This window comes from Burkholderiales bacterium (assembly GCA_015075645.1).
GTDB lineage: Bacteria > Pseudomonadota > Gammaproteobacteria > Burkholderiales > Casimicrobiaceae > VBCG01.
Genome location: JABTUF010000007.1, coordinates 402,137 through 420,213 on the forward strand (window position 1 = coordinate 402,137; position 18,077 = coordinate 420,213).

Annotated in this window: 17 protein-coding genes; 13 read left to right on the plus strand and 4 right to left on the minus strand. The window is 70.6% G+C overall.

All coding sequences use genetic code 11. The annotated features are described in order from the left end of the window. Nucleotides 1-261: 261 nt before the first annotated feature. From HS109_19825 to HS109_19885, 13 genes are all read left to right on the plus strand, one after another. A complete protein-coding gene (locus HS109_19825; GenBank protein MBE7524595.1) occupies nucleotides 262-1,686 on the plus strand; it encodes an amino acid permease in 1,425 nt (474 codons plus the stop codon). A gap of 34 nt (nucleotides 1,687-1,720) precedes the next feature. Beyond that, nucleotides 1,721-2,974 (plus strand): arginine deiminase, encoded by a 1,254-nt coding sequence (gene arcA / locus HS109_19830; GenBank protein MBE7524596.1) that lies wholly within the window; start codon nucleotides 1,721-1,723, stop codon nucleotides 2,972-2,974. Between the two features lie 165 nt (nucleotides 2,975-3,139). Beyond that, nucleotides 3,140-4,636, plus strand: a complete 1,497-nt coding sequence (locus HS109_19835; GenBank protein MBE7524597.1) for a Na+/H+ antiporter NhaC — start codon at nucleotides 3,140-3,142, stop codon at nucleotides 4,634-4,636. A gap of 130 nt (nucleotides 4,637-4,766) precedes the next feature. Then, a complete protein-coding gene (locus tag HS109_19840) occupies nucleotides 4,767-5,870 on the plus strand; it encodes an efflux RND transporter periplasmic adaptor subunit (GenBank protein ID MBE7524598.1) in 1,104 nt (367 codons plus the stop codon). Next, nucleotides 5,867-8,932, plus strand: a complete 3,066-nt coding sequence (locus HS109_19845) for an efflux RND transporter permease subunit (protein MBE7524599.1) — start codon at nucleotides 5,867-5,869, stop codon at nucleotides 8,930-8,932. The genes HS109_19840 and HS109_19845 overlap by 4 nt, the downstream gene beginning before the upstream one ends. A gap of 119 nt (nucleotides 8,933-9,051) precedes the next feature. Further along, complete coding sequence (locus HS109_19850) at nucleotides 9,052-9,543, plus strand: hypothetical protein (protein MBE7524600.1); 492 nt, start codon at nucleotides 9,052-9,054, stop codon at nucleotides 9,541-9,543. After that, nucleotides 9,534-10,040: a Na+/H+ antiporter subunit E gene (locus tag HS109_19855; protein ID MBE7524601.1), complete on the plus strand. Its 507-nt coding sequence runs from the start codon at nucleotides 9,534-9,536 to the stop codon at nucleotides 10,038-10,040. Before HS109_19850 ends, HS109_19855 begins: the two co-directional genes overlap by 10 nt. Continuing rightward, complete coding sequence (locus tag HS109_19860) at nucleotides 10,033-10,308, plus strand: multiple resistance and pH regulation protein F (GenBank protein MBE7524602.1); 276 nt, start codon at nucleotides 10,033-10,035, stop codon at nucleotides 10,306-10,308. Before HS109_19855 ends, HS109_19860 begins: the two co-directional genes overlap by 8 nt. Then, nucleotides 10,305-10,613: a monovalent cation/H(+) antiporter subunit G gene (locus HS109_19865; protein MBE7524603.1), complete on the plus strand. Its 309-nt coding sequence runs from the start codon at nucleotides 10,305-10,307 to the stop codon at nucleotides 10,611-10,613. The genes HS109_19860 and HS109_19865 overlap by 4 nt, the downstream gene beginning before the upstream one ends. Beyond that, on the plus strand, nucleotides 10,610-11,557 hold the full coding sequence (locus HS109_19870) for a DUF4040 domain-containing protein (protein ID MBE7524604.1): 948 nt from the start codon (nucleotides 10,610-10,612) through the stop codon (nucleotides 11,555-11,557). The genes HS109_19865 and HS109_19870 overlap by 4 nt, the downstream gene beginning before the upstream one ends. Further along, the gene (locus HS109_19875) at nucleotides 11,554-11,886 is read left to right on the plus strand and encodes an NADH-quinone oxidoreductase subunit K (protein MBE7524605.1); all 333 of its coding nucleotides are present in this window, start codon (nucleotides 11,554-11,556) and stop codon (nucleotides 11,884-11,886) included. Before HS109_19870 ends, HS109_19875 begins: the two co-directional genes overlap by 4 nt. After that, a complete protein-coding gene (locus tag HS109_19880) occupies nucleotides 11,883-13,616 on the plus strand; it encodes an NADH-quinone oxidoreductase subunit J (protein ID MBE7524606.1) in 1,734 nt (577 codons plus the stop codon). Before HS109_19875 ends, HS109_19880 begins: the two co-directional genes overlap by 4 nt. A gap of 15 nt (nucleotides 13,617-13,631) precedes the next feature. After that, nucleotides 13,632-15,062 (plus strand): amino acid permease, encoded by a 1,431-nt coding sequence (locus HS109_19885; protein ID MBE7524607.1) that lies wholly within the window; start codon nucleotides 13,632-13,634, stop codon nucleotides 15,060-15,062. 25 nt (nucleotides 15,063-15,087) lie between these two features. On the opposite strand, the gene HS109_19890 is transcribed toward HS109_19885, so the two are convergent. From HS109_19890 to HS109_19905, 4 genes are all read right to left on the minus strand, one after another. Next, on the minus strand, nucleotides 15,088-15,906 hold the full coding sequence (locus tag HS109_19890) for an ABC transporter permease (GenBank protein ID MBE7524608.1): 819 nt from the start codon (nucleotides 15,904-15,906) through the stop codon (nucleotides 15,088-15,090). Continuing rightward, nucleotides 15,903-16,802: an ABC transporter permease gene (locus tag HS109_19895; protein ID MBE7524609.1), complete on the minus strand. Its 900-nt coding sequence runs from the start codon at nucleotides 16,800-16,802 to the stop codon at nucleotides 15,903-15,905. Before HS109_19895 ends, HS109_19890 begins: the two co-directional genes overlap by 4 nt. Nucleotides 16,803-16,806: 4 nt before the next feature. After that, nucleotides 16,807-17,916: an ABC transporter ATP-binding protein gene (locus tag HS109_19900; GenBank protein MBE7524610.1), complete on the minus strand. Its 1,110-nt coding sequence runs from the start codon at nucleotides 17,914-17,916 to the stop codon at nucleotides 16,807-16,809. 23 nt (nucleotides 17,917-17,939) lie between these two features. Beyond that, on the minus strand, nucleotides 17,940-18,077 hold a 138-nt coding region (locus tag HS109_19905; protein MBE7524611.1), incomplete at its 5' end, for an ABC transporter substrate-binding protein.

Consider the following 18,077-nt stretch of genomic DNA (forward strand, 5'->3'; position numbering starts at 1 on the left):
CGCATCGAATGCTTCAGGTATCCAGCAATTTCCGATCATGCGCGGCGGGTTGTCGATCCCGAACTCCGAGGTTAGACTGCATCGCGCGCCGAACAAGAACGATCGAATGCATCTGGCGCACTCTCCCCGTGCGAAGTCTGCAGAGGACCGCGGGCCAGACGCATCGACCGCTCGACGAACAACAACGACGAATTCGGCAGCCCGACAAACCTGCTCCACCGTTGGCCGGTGCGCCGGCGAGCAGCCTCAGGAGGAATCGACATGGCTTCGACGGACCAGAAAATCTCCCGCACCGCGCTGCTCGCGATGGTGGTCGGCGGCATGGTGGGGGCGGGCATCTTCGCGCTGCCGTCGCGGTTCGGCGGCGTGACCGGTCCGATCGGCGCGATCATCGCGTGGGCGATCGCCGGCACCGGCATGTACATGCTGGCGCGCGTGTTCCAGTTCCTGGGCGAGCGCAAGCCCGACCTCGACGCCGGCGTGTTCGCCTACGCCAAGGAAGGCTTCGGCGAGTATCCGGGCTTCCTTTCGGCGTTCGGCTACTGGATCGGCAGTTGCATCGGCAACGTCTCGTACTGGGTGCTGATCAAGTCCACGCTCGGCGCCTTCTTCCCGGTCTTCGGCGACGGCAACACGGTCACGGCGATCGTCGTGGCCTCGATCGGCATCTGGCTCTTCCACTTCCTGATCCTGCGCGGCACGCAGCAGGCGGCCGCCATCAACAAGATCGTGACCATCGCCAAGGTGGTTCCGATCCTGACCTTCATCCTGATCCTGATCTTCGCCTTCAAGGCCGACCTCTTCCGCTACAACCTGTACGGCGGCGACCTCACCAACGGCGTGTTCGAGCAGGTCAAGGCGACGATGCTCGTCACGGTGTTCGTGTTCCTGGGCATCGAAGGTGCGAGCGTGTACTCGCGCTTCGCGAAGGAGCGCAGCGACATCGGCTTCGCCACGATCACCGGCTTCATCATCGTCACCTCGCTCATGGTCCTGGTGACGCTGCTGCCCTACGCGGTGTTGCAGCGCGCCGACATCGCCGGCCAGACGGCGCCGTCGATGGCCGGCGTGCTCGAGGCCGTCGTCGGCCCCTGGGGGCGGTGGTTCATCAGCATCGGCGTGATCGTCTCGGTGCTGGGCGCCTACCTCGCGTGGACGCTGATCTGCGCCGAGGTGCTCTCCGCCGCCGCGCGCAACAAGGACATGCCGAGCGTGTTCGCGAAGGAGAACGCCAACAAGGTCCCGGTCGCCGCCCTGTGGCTCACCAACATCATCGTGCAGGTGATCGTGATCACGACCTACTGGTCGCGCGACGCGTTCAACCTGATGCTCGACCTGACCGCGGCGGTGTCGCTGATCCCGTTCCTGCTGTGCGCCGGCTACGGGTGGATGCTGGTCGCGCGCGGCGAGACCTACGACAGGAACCCGGAGGGCCGCACGCGGGACCTGTGGATCGCGATCGTCGCCACCTTCTACACGGCGTTCCTGGTGTATGCCGCGGGCATGAAGTTCGTCGTGCTTTCCGCCGTCCTCTACGGCCCGGGCACGATCCTCTACTACTGGTCGCGGCGCGAGCAGAACCTGCCGGTGTTCACCAAGACCACCGACTGGGTCATCTTCGTCGTCGCGATGATCGGCGCCGTCGTCGGAGTCTATTGGCTCGCGACCGGCACCATCGAGATCTGAGCGGCTCCATTCGAGAGGCGAGAGAGGAAAGCACATGGCAAACGCAAAGGAAGTCAAGTTCGGCGTCCATTCCGAAGTCGGCCAGCTGCGCAAGGTGATGGTCTGCGCGCCCGGCCGCGCGCATCAACGCCTCACGCCGTCGAACTGCGACCAGCTCCTGTTCGACGACGTGCTTTGGGTCGAGAACGCCAAGCGCGACCACTTCGACTTCGTGCAGAAGATGCGCGACCGCGGCATCGACGTGGTCGAGATGCACAACCTGCTCGCCGAGACGGTCGCCGTGCCGGAAGGCAAGAAGTGGCTCCTCGACCACCAGATCGTCCCCAACCAGGTGGGGCTGGGCTTCATCGACGAACTGCGGAGCTACCTCGAGGGGCTCTCGGATCGCGACCTCGCGGAGACGATGATCGGCGGCCTGTCGATCCACGAGTTTCCCGAATCGGTCGGCGGCAAGGCGCTGCAGGTGGTCAAGGAGGCCGCGGCGGGCACCGAGTACCTGCTCACGCCGGTGCCCAACACGCTCTACACCCGCGACACCACCTGCTGGATCTACGGCGGCGTGACGCTGAACCCGCTCTACTGGCCGGCCCGGCACGAGGAGACGATCCTCACCACGGCGATCTACAAGTTCCACCCCGACTTCGCCGGCAAGGTCAACGTCTGGTGGGGCGATCCCCAGGAGGACCACGGCCTCGCCACGCTCGAAGGCGGCGACGTGATGCCGATCGGCAAGGGCGTCGTGCTGATCGGGATGAGCGAACGCACGTCGCGCCAGGCGATCAGCCAGCTCGCGGCGGCGCTGTTCAAGAAGAAGGCGGCGAGCCGCGTGATCGTCGCGGCGATCCCGAAGATCCGCGCCGCGATGCACCTCGACACCGTGTTCACCTTCGCCGACCGCGACTGCGTGCTGCTGGCGCCCGACTTTCTCGCGAAGACGACGACGTTCTCGTACTACCCGAGCAGCCACGCGAGCGGGATCGAGTTCCGCGCCGAGAAGAAGCCGTTCGTCGACGTCGTCGCCGAGTCGCTGGGCCTGAAGAAGCTCCGGGTCGTCGAAGCCGGCGGCACCGACTACCAGCGCGAGCGCACGCAATGGGACAGCGGCGCGAACCTCGTGTGCGCGTCGCCGGGCGTCGTCTACGCCTACGACCGCAACACCTACACCAACACGCTGCTGCGCAAGGCCGGCATCGAAGTGATCACGATCGTCGGCGCGGAACTCGGACGGGGCCGCGGCGGCGGGCACTGCATGACCTGCCCGATCATCCGCGACCCGGTCGACTTCTGACGCACGCTCCGGCGCCGGGGGAGGGGCGGAGCCCCGGCGCCGTTCGCACGACCTCGCGCCGCGCACGATCGTGCGCGGCGCATCCGCTTCGCACCGCGACCACGGCGTGAGCGGCGCGTACCATGGCGACCTCGCCGTTTCCCCGGCATCCTCCCTTGCACCGCCATGAGCGCCCAGCCTCCCACGCCCGCCGCGCCCGCCGAACCGCTGTCGCTCGGCGAAGCGCTGATTCCGATCGCCAGCCTGATCCTGCTCGTCGCGCTGTCGTTCTACCTGTTCGGCGACGCGGGCGCCAAGGGCCCGAACCAGGTCGCGCTCGTGGTCGCGACGGTGATCGCGCTCTCCGTCGCGCGCCGTCGCGGCCAGTCGATGGACACGCTCCGCGACGCCGCGATCGCGAGCGTCGGCTCGGGCATGGGCGCGATCTTCATCCTGTTCGCGGTCGGAGCGCTGATCGGCACCTGGGCGCTCTCCGGCACGCTGGCGGCGATGGTCTACTACGGCCTCCAGATCCTCAACCCGCACTACTTCTACGCCACGACGGTGCTCATCTGCGCGATCGTGTCGTTCGCGATCGGCAGCTCCTGGACCGTCGTCGGCACGATCGGCATCGGGCTCATGGGGATCGCCGCGAGCATGAACCTCGATCCGGCGATCACCGCGGGCGCCGTCATCTCCGGCTCGTACTTCGGCGACAAGTCGTCGCCGCTGTCCGACACCGCCAACCTCTCGGCCGCGACGGCGGGCGCCGACCTCTACGCGCACATCAAGGAGACGGCGATCAGTTCGGCCGTCGCGGTCGCGATCGCGCTGGCCGTGTTCTGGACGATGGGCACCGACGTCGACTACCAGGGCAACGCGAAGCTCGCGCAGATCGACGCCATCTTCCACGTCACGCCGTGGCACTTCGCGCCGCTCGCCGTCGTCGTGGCGCTCGCGCTGTTCAAGGTGCCGCCGTTCACGACCATCTTCGCCGGCGCGCTGGTCGGCGGAGTGATCGCGGTGATCCTCGCGCCCGAGCGCGTGGCCGCGTTCGCCGCCGCCCGCGATGGCGTGCCCGGCTGGATCGTCCAGATCAAGGGCGTCTGGCTCGCGCTCGCCTCCGGCTACCACCACGCCTCCGGCATCGCGGCGATCGACACGCTGGTCACGCGCGGCGGCATGGAGCGCATGCTCGACACCGTGTGGCTCATCATCGTCGCGCTCGCCTTCGGCGGCGTCATCGAGAAGATGGGCGCGCTCGAGCGCCTGATGGCGCCGGTGATCGCCGCCGCGAAGTCCGCGGTCGCGCTGGTCGCGAGCCTGGTCGGCGCGGCCATCGCGACCAACATCGCCACCGCCGACCAGTACATGGCCGTCGTCCTGCCCGGGCGCATGTTCAAGGGCGCGTTCGAGAAGCGCGGCTACGCGCCGACCGTGCTGTCGCGCACGATCGGCGACACGGCGACGCCGACGGGCGCCCTGATCCCGTGGAACAGCTGCGGCGCCTACATGGCGGTCACGCTCGGCGTCGCGACGGTGAGCTACGCGCCCTGGGCGATCTTCAACATGGTGAGTCCGCTCGTCGCGATCGCCTTCGCGGCCATCGGGTTCCGCATGCCGCGCACCGCGGTCTCGCCGCAGGCCCCCGAGGCACCCGACGGACCCGCGACGGGCCGGTAGCTGCGGCCGCCTCCGGCGAGGGAAATTCCGGAATGCACTATCATTGCGCACTCGGCCTTGCCGAGGCGCACCGTCGATGCAACGGCGTCCCGGCGCGCCGCCGTCCGTTCCTATCCCACGGAGTCATCCCATGATCCGTCTCGCCCAGCGGCGAATCGGCCCCCGATCCCTCGCATTGCCGATGCTCGCCGCACTCGCCGTGCTCGCCGCGTGCCAGCGCGCCGAGGAGCCGCGCCCGCCCGAGGTCCGGCCGGTCCGCGCGCTGACCATCACCAAGGCGCTCGCCGGCGACGTCGTCGCGCTCAACGGCACGGTGCAGGCCCAGACCGAGATCAACCAGGCGTTCCGCATCGGCGGACGCCTGGTCGAGCGCAGCGTCAGCATCGGCGACACGATTCATCCGGGCCAGCCGATCGCCCGCCTCGACCAGCAGAACGAGCAGACGAGCCTCCTCGCCGCCCGCGCGCAGCGCGACGCGGCGATCGCCCGGCAGACCGAGGCGCAGAGCATGTACGTCCGGATGCGCGATCTGGTGAAGGAGCGCGCGGTGTCGCAGGCGCAGTTCGAGTCGGCACAGACCGCCGCCCGCGCCGCCGACTCTGCCGTGGAGTCCGCGAATTCGCAGGTGACGCTCGCGCAGACGCGCGTGGACGACACCCGGCTGGTCGCGGACGTCGCGGGCGTGGTCACCGCCCAGGGCGCCGAGCCGGGCGAGGTGGTCGGCGCCGGGCAGATGATCGTGCAGGTCGCGCGCGACGGCGCCCGCGACGCGGTGTTCGACGCGCCGCCGCGCGCCAAGGCCGCGCTCGCGCTCAAGACGCCGATCGCCGTCGCGCTCACCTCCGATCCCGAGATCACCGCGCAGGCGCTGGTCCGCGAGATCTCGCCACGCGCCGATCCGCTCACCGGCACGTTCCGCATCCGCGCGAGGCTCCCCAGCCCCCCCGCGCAGATGAGCCTGGGCTCGACCATCACCGGCCGCCTCACGCTCGCCGCCACCGAAGTGATCGAGATCCCGCCCTCCGCGGTGGTCCGCTCGGATCGGCAGGCCGCGGTCTGGGTCGTCGACCCGAAGACCGGCACGGTCGCGGCGCGGACGATCGAGATCCGCTCGTCGGACCCCAACCGCGTCGAGGTGGCCTCGGGCCTCGCCCCCGGTGACGTGATCGTCACCGCCGGCGTGCAGGCGCTGCGCCCCGGCCAGAAGGTGAGCATTCTCAAGGCGCAACCGTGATCGGCCCGAATCTCTCGGCGTGGTCGCTCAAGCGGCCGTCGCTGATCGTCTTCCTGACGATCATCGTGGTGGCCGCCGGCTACTTCGCGTTCGAGAAGCTCGGCCGCGACGAGGATCCCCCGTTCACCGTCCGCACGATGATCGTCGCGGCGGCGTGGCCGGGCGCGACCGTCGAGGACACGCTCTCGCAGGTGACCGAGCGCCTCGAGCGCACGCTGCAGGAGACGCACAAGTTCGACGTCGTGCGGAGCTACACGACGGCCGGCCAGACGACGATCTTCGTCGATCTCGACGACACGACCGACACCGCCGACATCCCCGACGTCTGGTACCGGGTGCGCCGGAACATCTCCGACATGCGCCTCACGCTCCCCCAGGGCGTGATCGGCCCGTTCTTCAACGACGACTTCGGCGACACCTTCGGCATCATCTACGGCTTCACCGCGGACGGGTTCACGTTCCGCGAGCTGCGCGACTACGTCGAGGCCGCCCGCTCGAAGCTCCTGCAGGTGCCCGACGTCGCGAAGATCGAGATCGTCGGCGCGCAGGACGAGCGCATCTTCCTCGAGTTCTCGACCGCGACGCTCGCGAGCCTGCGGCTCGATTTCAGCACGATCATCGGGACGCTGCAGGCGCAGAACGTACTGCGTCCGGCGGGCGTCATCCAGACCGGCAGCGAGCGCGTGTACCTTCGCGTCAGCGGCGCCTTCGACAACGAGCGCGACATCGAGGCGGTGACGTTCCGCTCGGGCGACCGCATCTACCGGCTGGGCGACATCGCCAAGGTCCGGCGCGGCACGGTGGACCCGCCGACGCCGATGTTCCGCGTCAACGGCAAGCCGGCGATCGGACTCGCGATCGCGATGCGCGATCGCGGCGACATCCTCGCGCTGGGCGCGAACATCCGCGAGGCGATGGCCGACGTCAAGGCGGCGCTGCCGGTGGGCATCGAGCCGGTCCTCGTCGCCGACCAGTCGTCGATCGTCGACCACGCGATCAACGACTTCCTGCTGTCGCTGTGGCAGGCGATCGCCATCATCCTCGTCTGCAGCTTCCTGAGCCTCGGCGTGCGCCCCGGCATCATCGTCGCGCTGGCGATCCCGATCACGCTGGCGCTCGTGTTCACCGTGATGGACCTGCGGCACATCGCGCTGCAGCGCGTGTCGCTCGGCGCGCTCATCATCGCGCTGACGCTGCTCGTCGACGACGCGATGACCACGGTCGACGCGATGCTTCGGCGCCTCAAGGCCGGCGACTCCAAGGACGACGCGGCATCGTTCGCCTACCGGACGCTCGCGGCGCCGATGCTGATCGGCACGCTGGTCACGATCGCGAGCTTCGTGCCGGTCGGCTTCGCGCCCGGCGGCGCGAGCGAGGTTCTGTCGTCGCTGTTCGGCGTGGTCGCGATCGCGCTGATCGCCTCCTGGCTCGTCGCGGTGATCCTGGGACCGATCCTCGGGAAGGCGATCCTCAAGGCCCCGGAGAAGAAGGCCGACGACAAGCCGAGCAAGCTCGTGTCCGGCTACGCGGCGTTCCTCGGCGCGGCGATCCGCTTCCGCTGGATCACGATCGGCATCACCGTCGGAGCGTTCGTCGCGGCGATGCTCGCGCTGCCGCTCGTGCCGCGCCAGTTCTTCCCGTCCTCCGACCGGCCCGAGCTGCTGGTCGACCTGACGCTGCGCCAGAACGCGTCGATCCACGCGAGCGAAGACGTCGCGAAGCGCGTCGAGGCGCTGCTCGACGGCAACCCGGACGTCGAGCGCTACAGCACCTGGGTCGGGCGCGGCGCGATCCGCTTCTACCTGCCGCTGTCGGTCCACCTCGCCAATCCGTTCTTCTCGCAGATCGTCGTGATCGCGAAGAGCATCGAGGCGCGCGAGCGCCTGCAGGCCCAGCTCGAGGAGAAGCTCGCGGTCGAGTTCCCGGCGGTCGTGGCGCGCGTCTCGCCCCTCGAGATGGGTCCGCCGGTCGGCTGGCCGATCCAGTACCGGATCGTCGGTCCCGACAAGGACGAGATCCGCCGGATCTCGGAGAATGTCGCGCAGATCCTCGCCGGCGACACCCGCGTGCGCAACGTCAACTACGACTGGATGGAGCCCGCGCGGCAGGTGCGCGTCCAGATCGACCAGGACGAGGCGCGGCGGCTCGGCGTGAGTTCGGGCGCGATCGCCGCGATGATGAACGCCGCGGTCGCCGGCACGACGATCACCCAGGTGCGCGACGACATCTACCTCGTCAACGTCGTGGCGCGCGCGACCGAGGGCGAGCGCGCCTCGTTCGAGAACCTGTCGACGCTGGCGGTCGCGACGCCCACCGGACGCATGGTCCCGCTGTCGCAGTTCGCCCGATTCTCCGAGGAGCAGGAGTTTCCGCTGGTCTGGCGGCGCGACCGCGTGCCCACGCTGACGGTGCGCGCGGACGTCGCGCACGGCGTGCTGCCCGAGTCGGTGGTGGTCGCATTGAAGCCGGCGCTGGACGCCTACCAGGCGAAGCTGCCGCGCCCCTACCGGATCGAGACCGGCGGCATCTACGAGAGCAGCAACGACTCGTCGGCCAACGTGTTCTCGGTCGTGCCGATCATGATCCTGCTGATGCTCACGTTCATGATGATCCTGCTCACGAGCTTCCGGCGGCTCGCGATGGTGGTCGCCATCCTCCCGCTCGGCCTGATCGGCGTGGTGGGCGCACTGCTCGTCTTCCAGCGGCCGCTCGGCTTCGTCGCGATCCTCGGCATTCTCGCGCTGATCGGCATGATCGCGAAGAACGCGGTGATCCTGATCGTGTCGATCGAGGCGGAGCGCGAGGCCGGCAAGAGCGTCGTCGACTCGGTCTACGCGGCCGCGAAGGACCGCCTGACGCCGCTCGTGCTGACCGCGATCTCGACCGTGCTCGGCCTCATTCCGATCGCGCCGACGATCTTCTGGGGACCGATGGCGATCGCGATCATGGGCGGGCTGCTCGTGGCCTCGCTACTGACGCTGATCCTGCTGCCGGTGCTCTACATCACGCTGTTCGGCCGCGAGGACGCGAAGAAGGGCGCGGCGGCGGCTGAGGCGGCCTGAACGCGCGACGGGACCGGATGGCCGCATCCTCCGACGCAGCCGCCCGGTCCGCGGATGTACCGCCGCCCGCGGTGGCGACGCTCGACCTGCACCTGCAGGAGTCGCGCCAACTCTTCAACATGATGGATCCGGCGCCGTTCCGCGAGCGCGACCTCGACCCGGCGGCCGAGGCCTACATCGTCGACTGGGGCCGCGAGGCCCCCGCGCGCGGACCGCTGGCGCTCGTCGTGCATCTCCGGCCCGAACTCGCGACGCCGGCCACCGCATCGATCCTGCGCGACGCGCTTCACTCCTACTTCCGTGATCGCGCGGTGGCGGCGCGCCGTGACCTGAAACGCCTGTTCCGCGACGGGCGCATCAGCCTCGCGATCGGCCTCGCGTTCCTCGCGATCGCCTTCGTCACCGCCGAGATCCTCGTCGGCCATTTCTCGAAGGAGAGCTACGCGACGATCGTCAAGGAGAGCTTGGTGATCGGCGGCTGGGTCGCGCTGTGGCGCCCGATCGAGATCTTCTTCTACGACTGGTGGCCGATCCTGCGCGAGGCCCGGCTCTTCGACCGACTGGGCGCGATGGAGGTGCGCGTGGTCGCCGCACCGGCCGCATCGACGTGAGCGCGCGCGGAGGCTCCGTTGCGACGGCGGCGCAGCGTGGCGCCGCGTTTCTCGCCCTCTGGCTCGTGCTGCTGCCGAGCCTCGCGCCGGGCGACCTCGCGGTCGGCGTGATCGCCTCGGGCCTCGCCACCGCGGCAAGTCTCGCGCTGCTCCCGCCGCAGCGCGGAGGCGTCCGCTTCGTTCCGCTGCTCGCCGGGATCCCGCGCTTCCTCTGGCAGTCGATCGTCGCCGGCGTCGACGTCGCCCGCCGCGCTCTCGCACCGAACCTGCCGCTCGCGACCGGCTTCGTCGACTACCGGAGCGCGCTGCCGCGCGGCCACGCCCGCAACGCCTTCGCGACGATCACGAGTCTGATGCCGGGCACGCTCCCCTGCGGCGAGCACGCCGACGCGATCGAGTTCCACTGCCTCGACGTCGAACAGCCGGTCGTCGCTCAGCTCGCCGAGGAGGAACGCCGCCTCGCCGCGGCGCTCGCCCCGGATGCCGCCCATGGGTGAGTTCCTGCTCGCCGCCGCCGGGTTCGTGTTCGCGATGACGGCGCTCGGACTCGTGCGCGTGCTGCGCGGCCCGGGCGACGCCGACCGGATGATGGCGGCGCAGCTCCTGGCGAGCGGCGGCATCGGCGCCCTGCTGCTGGGCGGCATCGGCATCGGCGACCTGTCGGTCATCGACGTGTCGCTCACGCTCGCGGTGCTCTCGGCGTTCGCCTCGATCGCCTTCGTGACCTTCGCGCCGCCGTCCGACGGCGAGGACGCCGACCGATGAGCGCCGCGCTCGACGTCCTGACCTGCGTCGCGGTCGCCGCCGGCGCGTTCTTCTACCTCGCGGGCTCGGCCGGCCTGCTGCGCTTTCCCGATGCGCTCACCCGGCTGCACGCGCTCACCAAGGCGGACAACCTGGGACTCGGCCTGATCGTGCTGGGCCTCCTCCCGCAGGTCGGCAGCATCGCCGATGCACTGAAGCTCCTCGCGATCTGGATCATCGTGATGCTGTCGAGCGCGGACGCCGGCCAGTTGATCGCACGCGCGGCGCGGCGTGGCGCGGGCCGCCGGAGGCCCCCCGCGTCATGATCGTCGATGTCTTCTACGCCGCGCCGGCGTTCCTGATCCTCGCCCTCGCCGTCTACACGACCGTCGTGCGCGGCACGTTCGCCGCGACCGTGGGATTCCTCGCCTTCGGCATCGCCGTGACGATCACCTGGGTGCAACTCCACGCCGTCGACGTCGCGCTCACCGAAGCGGCGGTCGGCGCGGGACTCACTTCGCTCCTCCTCGTGCGCGCCTCGCACCGGCTCAAGGCCACCGAGGCCGCTTCGCGCGCGGAGACCCCGCGGCTCGCCGTCAAGCTCGCGGCCGGCCTCGTGGCCGGCGTCGTGGGCGGCGGGGTCGCGCTCGCCGTCCTGACGCTGCCCGATCCCGCGCCGACGCTCGCACCTGCGACCGCCGCGAACCTCGCTGCGACCGGCGTGGGCAATCCGATCACCGCGGTGCTGATGGCCTTTCGCGCGATGGACACGATGCTCGAGGCCATCGTCGTGCTGCTGGCACTCATAGGCATCTGGTCGCTCGCGCCCGACCGGGCCTGGGGCGGCCGGCCGGGTCCGCGCTACGACGCCGATCCCGACGGCATCCTCGCCTTCATCGCGCGCGTGCTTCCGCCGATCGGCATCGTCGTCGGCGTCTTCATCTTCTGGATCGGCGCCGATCACCCGGGCGGCAAGTTCCAGGGCGCGACGATCGTCGCCGCGATGTGGCTGCTCGCGATGCTCGCCGGGCTCGCCGATGCCCCGCCGACCGCCCGCCGCGGCGTTCGCGCACTGCTGGTCGCAGGCCCGATCGCGTTCCTCGCCGTCGGCGTGCTGGGCATCGTCACCGCCGGCGCGTTCCTCGCCTATCCCGAGGCCGCAGCGAAGCCGATGATCCTCGTCATCGAGTTCGCGCTGATGCCGTCGCTCGCGTTCACGCTCGGGCTCATCATGGCCGGCGCGCCCGAACGACCGGAGGACGGCCGATGAGCGGCGCCACGATCCTCGGTCTCGTCGCCGCCGCGCTCATCACGGTCGGCCTGTACGGATTCATCGTCAATCCGCAGCCCTTGCGCAAGCTCGTCGCGTTCAATCTGGTCGGCAATGGCGTGTTCCTGCTGTTCGGCGTCGTCGCGAAACGCGGCGGCGTCGCTGCAGGCACCGGCGACCCGGTACCGCAGGCGCTCCTCATCACCGGCATCGTCGTCGCGTTCGCGGCGACCGCGCTCGCGGTCACCCTGCTCCTGCGCCTCCACGAGAACTCCGGCACGACATCGCTCGCCGCCGATCCGCCTGCGCGGAAGGACCCAGCGGCATGAACCTCGCCGCGACGCCCGGAACCCCCGGCGGCCTGCTGCTGCCCGCCGCGGTGCTCGCCCCGTTCCTCGGGATGATGCTCGCGCTCGTGCTCGGGGCGCGCAACGTGCAGCGCGCCGCCGCCGTCACGATCGTTGCGGGACTGGGAATCGCCGTCGCCATCGGCGCGCACGCGACGCAGGCCGGCGCGCCGCTCGCCTACGCGCTCGGCGGCTGGGCGCCCCCGCTCGGCATTGCGCTGCGCGCCGACGGCGCGGCGATCGCGATGCTCATCGCGGTCGCGGTCGTCATCACCGGCGTCGGCCTCTACGCGAGCGGCAGCTTCGCGGCGCCCCGGGGGGCGCCGGAGGAGCGCGCGCCGACCGTCTACTGGCTGCTGCTCCTCGCCGTCTGGGGCTCGCTCAACCTCTGCTTCCTGTCGGGCGACCTCTTCACGCTCTACGTCGCGCTCGAACTCGTGACCTTCGCCGGCGTGCCGCTCGTCTGCCTCGACGGCAAGGCCGAGACGCTGCGCGCGGCGCTCCGCTACCTGGTGTTCGCGCTCGCCGGGTCGATCCTCTACCTGCTCGGCGCCGTGCTCCTCTACGGCGAGACCGGCACGCTCGACATCGCGATGCTCGCCGAGCGGGCGCGGGCCGCGCCCGCGACGTTCGTCGCGCTCGGCGCGATGACCGCGGGCCTGCTCGCCAAGACCGCGCTGTTCCCGCTGCACCTGTGGCTGCCGCCCGCGCATGCGGGCGCGCCGCCGGCCGCGAGCGCCGTGCTGTCCGCGCTCGTCGTCAAGGGGTCGTTCTTCATCGTCGTCCGGCTGTGGTTCGACGCGCTGCCGGCACTGCCCGGCCCGGCCGCCGCGCAATTCCTCGCGGCCCTCGGCGCCGGCGCGATCGTCGTGGGCAACGTGGTCGCGCTGCGGCAGGTGCGACTGAAGCTCCTCGTCGCCTACTCGACCGTCGCGCAGATCGGCTACCTGTTCCTGATGTTCCCGCTCGCGCTCGATTCCGCGACCGGCGCCATCGTGCGCGGAGACGCGATGACCGCCGGCATCCTGCAGGCGGTGTCGCACGCCACGGCCAAGGCCGCGATGTTCATGGCCGCCGGCATGATCTACGCGACGCTCGGCCACGACCGGATCACGGACTTCGCCGGTGCGGCGCGGGCGGCGCCCGCCGCCGTCCTCGCGTTCGCCCTCGGAGGCGTCGCGCTGATGGGCATCGTGCCCTCGGGTGCGTACGTCGCGAAGAAACTCCTGCTCGACGCCGCCGGCGCGAGCGGCCAGTGGTGGTGGACGGCGCTGCTGCAAGGCGGCGGCGCGCTCACCGCGGCGTACGTGGTCCTCTTCGTCGCCCGGACGCTCGCGCGGCCCTCGGTACCGTTCGAGATCGCGGCTCCGACCAACCGCTGGCAGGCGGCCGCGACGCTCGCGCTCGCCGCGTTGTCGTTCGTGCTCGCGTTCGCGACGCTGGGGCCGCTGCCCGACGGCCTCCTGTCGAGCGCGTTCTCGGCGAAGGAACTGCTGTCGACGGTCGCGATCGTCGGCGCCGGCGCGCTGCTGGCCGCGGGATTCGCGCGCCGCGCGGACGAATCCGCGCCCGCGGGCGCGTGGCGCGCGGCGTGGCTGCCGATCGGCCGCGGGTTCGAAGGCGCCGATGCGTTCCTGCGGCGCTGGCCGGTGGCGGGCATCGCGCTCGTCGCGATCACCGTCCTGTTCGTCGTGCTGGCCGCGACCCGCTGACCCCGCGGCCACGCCATGACCGGTTCCGGGGACGCGAAGCTGTCGCGGGCCGCCCTGACCGGGCTCGTCGTCGGCACGATGATCGGCGCGGGCATCTTCACGCTGCCGGGCGCGTTCGGCCGGACCACCGGCGCCCTGGGCGCGCTCCTCGCCTGGGCGATCGCGGGCGGCGGCATGCTGATGCTGGCGTTCGTGTTCCAGGCGCTCGCGGCGCGTCGTCCGGACATCGACGCAGGCATCTACGGCTACGCCGACGAGGGCTTCGGCCCCTACCTCGGCTTCAATGCGGCGCTGGGATACTGGATCGGCTGCTGCCTCGCGGGCACGTCCTGCCTCATCCTGATCAAGGCGACGCTCGGACAGTTCTTCCCGGCGTTCGGCGACGGCAGCACGACGGTCGCGATCGCGGCGGCGTCCGCGCTCCTGTGGGGCGTCCATGCCCTGGTGTTGCGCGGCGTGCGCCAGGCGGTCGCGCTCAACACGATCGCCACGGTGGCGAAGATCGTGCCGATCGGCATCTTCATCCTCGTCGCGGTCGCGGCCTTCCGGGCCGATGCGTTCTCGCTGAACCTCTGGGGCGGCGCGCCACCCGGCGCTGGAACCGTCGCGCGGCAGGCACGCGATACGCTCATCATCACCGTGTTCGTGTTCATCGGCATCGAAGGCGCGAGCGTCTATTCGCGCTACGCGCGCGACCGGTCGGACGTCGGTGCGGCGACCGTGCTGGGGTTCGTCGGAACGCTCGCGCTGCTGGTCCTGGTCACGATGACCTCGTTCGGAGTCCTGCCGCGCGAGGACCTGGCCGCGCTGCCGCAGCCGTCGATGGCCGGCGTGATGGCCGCGATCGTGGGTCCGTGGGGGCTGGTGTTCGTCAGCGTCGGCCTGCTGGTGGCGGTGCTCGGCAATTTCCTCTCGTGGCCGCTGCTCGCCTCGGAAGTCCTGCATTCCGCGGGCCGGACCGGCACGATGCCGTCGTTCGTCGCGCGGGAGAACGAGGCGAAGGTGCCCGCCGCCGCCCTGTGGTGCACGAGCGTGGCGATCCAGGCGTTCCTGCTGGTCGCCTGGGTCGCCGAGCACGCGTTCACGCTCGCGCTCAAGATGACGAGCGCGATGATGCTCATCCCCTACCTGCTCGTCGCCGGCTTCGGACTCAAGCTCGCGTGGACCGGCGAGACCTATGGTGGGGAACGCGGCCGCCGCCGCACCGACCTCGTCCGTGCGGTCCTCGCGACCGCCTACGCCGTGCTGATGATCGCGGCCGGCGGCGTGAAGCTCGTGCTGCTGTCGGCCCTGTTGTACGCGCCCGGCGCGCTGCTCTACGTCATGGCGCGCCGCGAGCGCGGCCTCGCGCTCTTCACCGCGCGCGAGGCGTTGCTGTGCGGTGTCCTCGTCGCGGCGGCGATCGTCGCGCTCTACGCGCTCGCGAGCGGCGCGCTCGCCCTCTGATCGTTCCCGCGGAGGGCCCGGGCGGTCAGTCGTCCGCGCGCCGTCCGAAGAACTGCGAGGCGGCGAACAGCACCGTGGTCACGACGATCATGATCGTCGAGATCGCGGCGATCGTCGGGTCGATCTGGTCGCGCAGCGCGAGGAACATGTTGCGCGTCAAGGTCGAATTGGCGCCGCCGCTCACGAAGAGCGCGAGGATCACCTCGTCGAACGACGTCAGGAACGACAGCAGCGCGCCGGACACCACGGCGAACCGGATCTGCGGCAGGGTGACGGTGAGGAACGCCCGCGGCCGCGATGCGCCGAGGCTTCGCGCGACCATCTCCTGGTTGGCGTCGAACTGGCGCAGCGCCGAGGTCACCACGATCAGCACCAGCGGCAGCGCGAGCATGCTGTGCGCGAGCACGAGTCCGGCGAGCGAGTTGTTGAGCTTCACCTTCACGTAGACGTAGAACACCGCGACCGCGATCAGGATCACCGGGACGATCATCGGCGTGATGAGCAGCACCCGGACCGCCTTCGCCGCCTTGAAGCGCGACGCCGCGAGACCGTACGCGGCGAGCGTGCCCAGCACCGTCGCGATCACCGACGTGAGCGCCGCGGCCTCGAACGACGTGACGGTCGCCTGCCGCCAGGCGCGCGACGCGAAGTAGTTCTCGTACCAGCGCAGCGACCACTGCCGCGGCGGGAACTCGAGGTACTGGCTGCCGGAGAACGACATCGGGACCACGATCAGCGTCGGGACGACGAGGAACGCGAGCACCAGCGCCGCGAGGACGTAGAGCCACGTCCGCGAGCGGTGGGTGATCTGCGTCTCCGATGCCGGAGCGTCGAGCCAGCTCATCGCCCCGCCTCGCCGGCCATCCCGGGCAGGCGCGAGAATTTCGACGCCACCCACAGGAAGAAGACGGTCAGCACGAGCAGCACCACGCCGAGCGAACTCGCGGCGCCCCAGTTGAAGAACAGCTCGATGTCGCTCGCGATCTGGTTCGACACCATGATGACCTTCCCGCCGCCCAGCACGGCCGGGGTGACGTAGAAGCCCAGGCAGATGACGAACACGATCAACGAGCCGGCCGCGAGCCCCGGCAGCGAGAGCGGGAAGAACACCGTCCAGAACGCGCGCACCGGCGACGCCCCGAGGTTCGCCGCGGCCTTCAGGCAGTCGCGGTCGATCGCGCGCATCGAGCCCAGCACCGGCAGCACGAGGAGCGGCAGCATGATGTGCACCATGCCCACCAGCGTGCCGAACAGGTTGTTGACCAGCGGGAGCGGCTCGCTCCACAGGCCGAGCGCCATGCCCCACTGGTTGACGAGTCCGCCGCGCTGCAGGAGCACGAGCCACGCGTAGGTGCGCACCAGGAGCGAGGTCCAGAACGGCAGCATCACCGCGATCAGGAGCAGGTTCGCGGTCCGCCGCGGCAACTGCGCGAGCACGTAGGCGAGCGGGTAGCCGAGCGCGATGCAGATTGCGGTCGTGAGGAAGCTCACCTTGAACGTCGTGACGAAGATCCGGGCGTACGCCGGCTGCTCGACGAGCCGGCGGTAGTGCACGAGCGACAGGCTGCCGTCGTCGGCCTGGAGGCTCAGCCCGAACAGCCACGCGATCGGCAGCACCATCGTGACCAGCACGAGCAATAGCGCAGGTCCGCCGAGCGAGAGGAGCGCCAGGCGCTCGACGAGTTCGTCGCGGCGCAGGCCCCGCGCATGCCCGTCGGCACTGGCGGCCCCGGTCGCCATCGCTTCAGGCGCCGTCGCGCGGGATCAGGACGGCGTCCTCGGCGGAGAATCCGAAGGTCGCGACCTCGCCCACCGGCGGCACGCGGTCGAGCGCCCCGCCGCTCGCGATGCCGCGGGCGGCGATGCGGCTGCCGTCGGCGAGCGCGGCCTGCACGAGGAAGGTGTCGCCCTGGTAGATCACGTCGGTCACGCGCGCCTCGAGCGCGTTGTGGCCGTCGCGGCGCTCGGCGTCGCCGACGCGCACCCGTTCGGGACGCAGCATGAGGAGCAGCGCGCGCCCGACGGGGACCGGAGCCGCCGTCCTGATCGGGACGCCCGCGCAGCGGCATCCGCCGTCGCGCGTGTCGACGTCGAGGAGCGTCGATTCGCCGATGAACTCGGCGACGAAGCGGCTCGTCGGGTGGTCGTAGAGCCGCTGCGGCGTGTCGATCTGCATTACGCGCCCGCCCGCGATCACCGCGATGCGGTCCGACATCGTCAGCGCCTCGCGCTGGTCGTGGGTGACGTAGATCGTGGTCGTGCCGAGCTTGTCGTGCAGCTGGCGGAGCTCGATCTGCATCAGCTCGCGCAACTGGCGGTCGAGCGCGGAGAGCGGCTCGTCCATCAGCACGATGCGCGGCTCGAACACGATGGCGCGCGCGAGCGCGACGCGCTGGCGCTGCCCGCCGGAGAGTTCGTGGACGCGGCGCGCCCCGTAGCCCTCCAGCTTGACCGTCGCGAGCGCGCCGTCCACCCGGCGCGCGACCTCCGCGGCGGGCACCTTGCGGAGCTTCAGCGGATAGGCGACGTTGCCGGCGACATCGAGGTGCGGGAAGAGCGCGTAGTTCTGGAACACCATCCCGACGTCGCGCTTGTGCGGCGGCGTGCGGATCACCTCGGTGTCCCCGAAGCGCAGGCTGCCCCCGTCGGGCCGCAGGAATCCCGCGAGCGCCATGAGCAGCGTCGTCTTGCCCGAACCGGACGGCCCGAGCAGCGTCAGGAACTCTCCGCTCGCGACATCGAGGTCGACGCTGTCGAGCGCGACCTGCGCGCCGTAGGTCTTGCGCAGCGCGCGGATCGTGATCGGGACCGCCGCGGCCCCGGTCGCGGTCCCGGCGCCGGAGCGCGGTTTCATGGCCACCGGGCCGCGGCGCGCGGCTACTCGGTCAGCATGTTCTGGTAGAGCTCGGCGGCCCGCGCCTCGTTCTTGATGTACCAGTCGAGGTCGATCGGGATCTGCTTCGCCGCGTTCTCCGGCGACGACGGCAGGCGCTTCGCGTAGGCGGCGTCGATCGT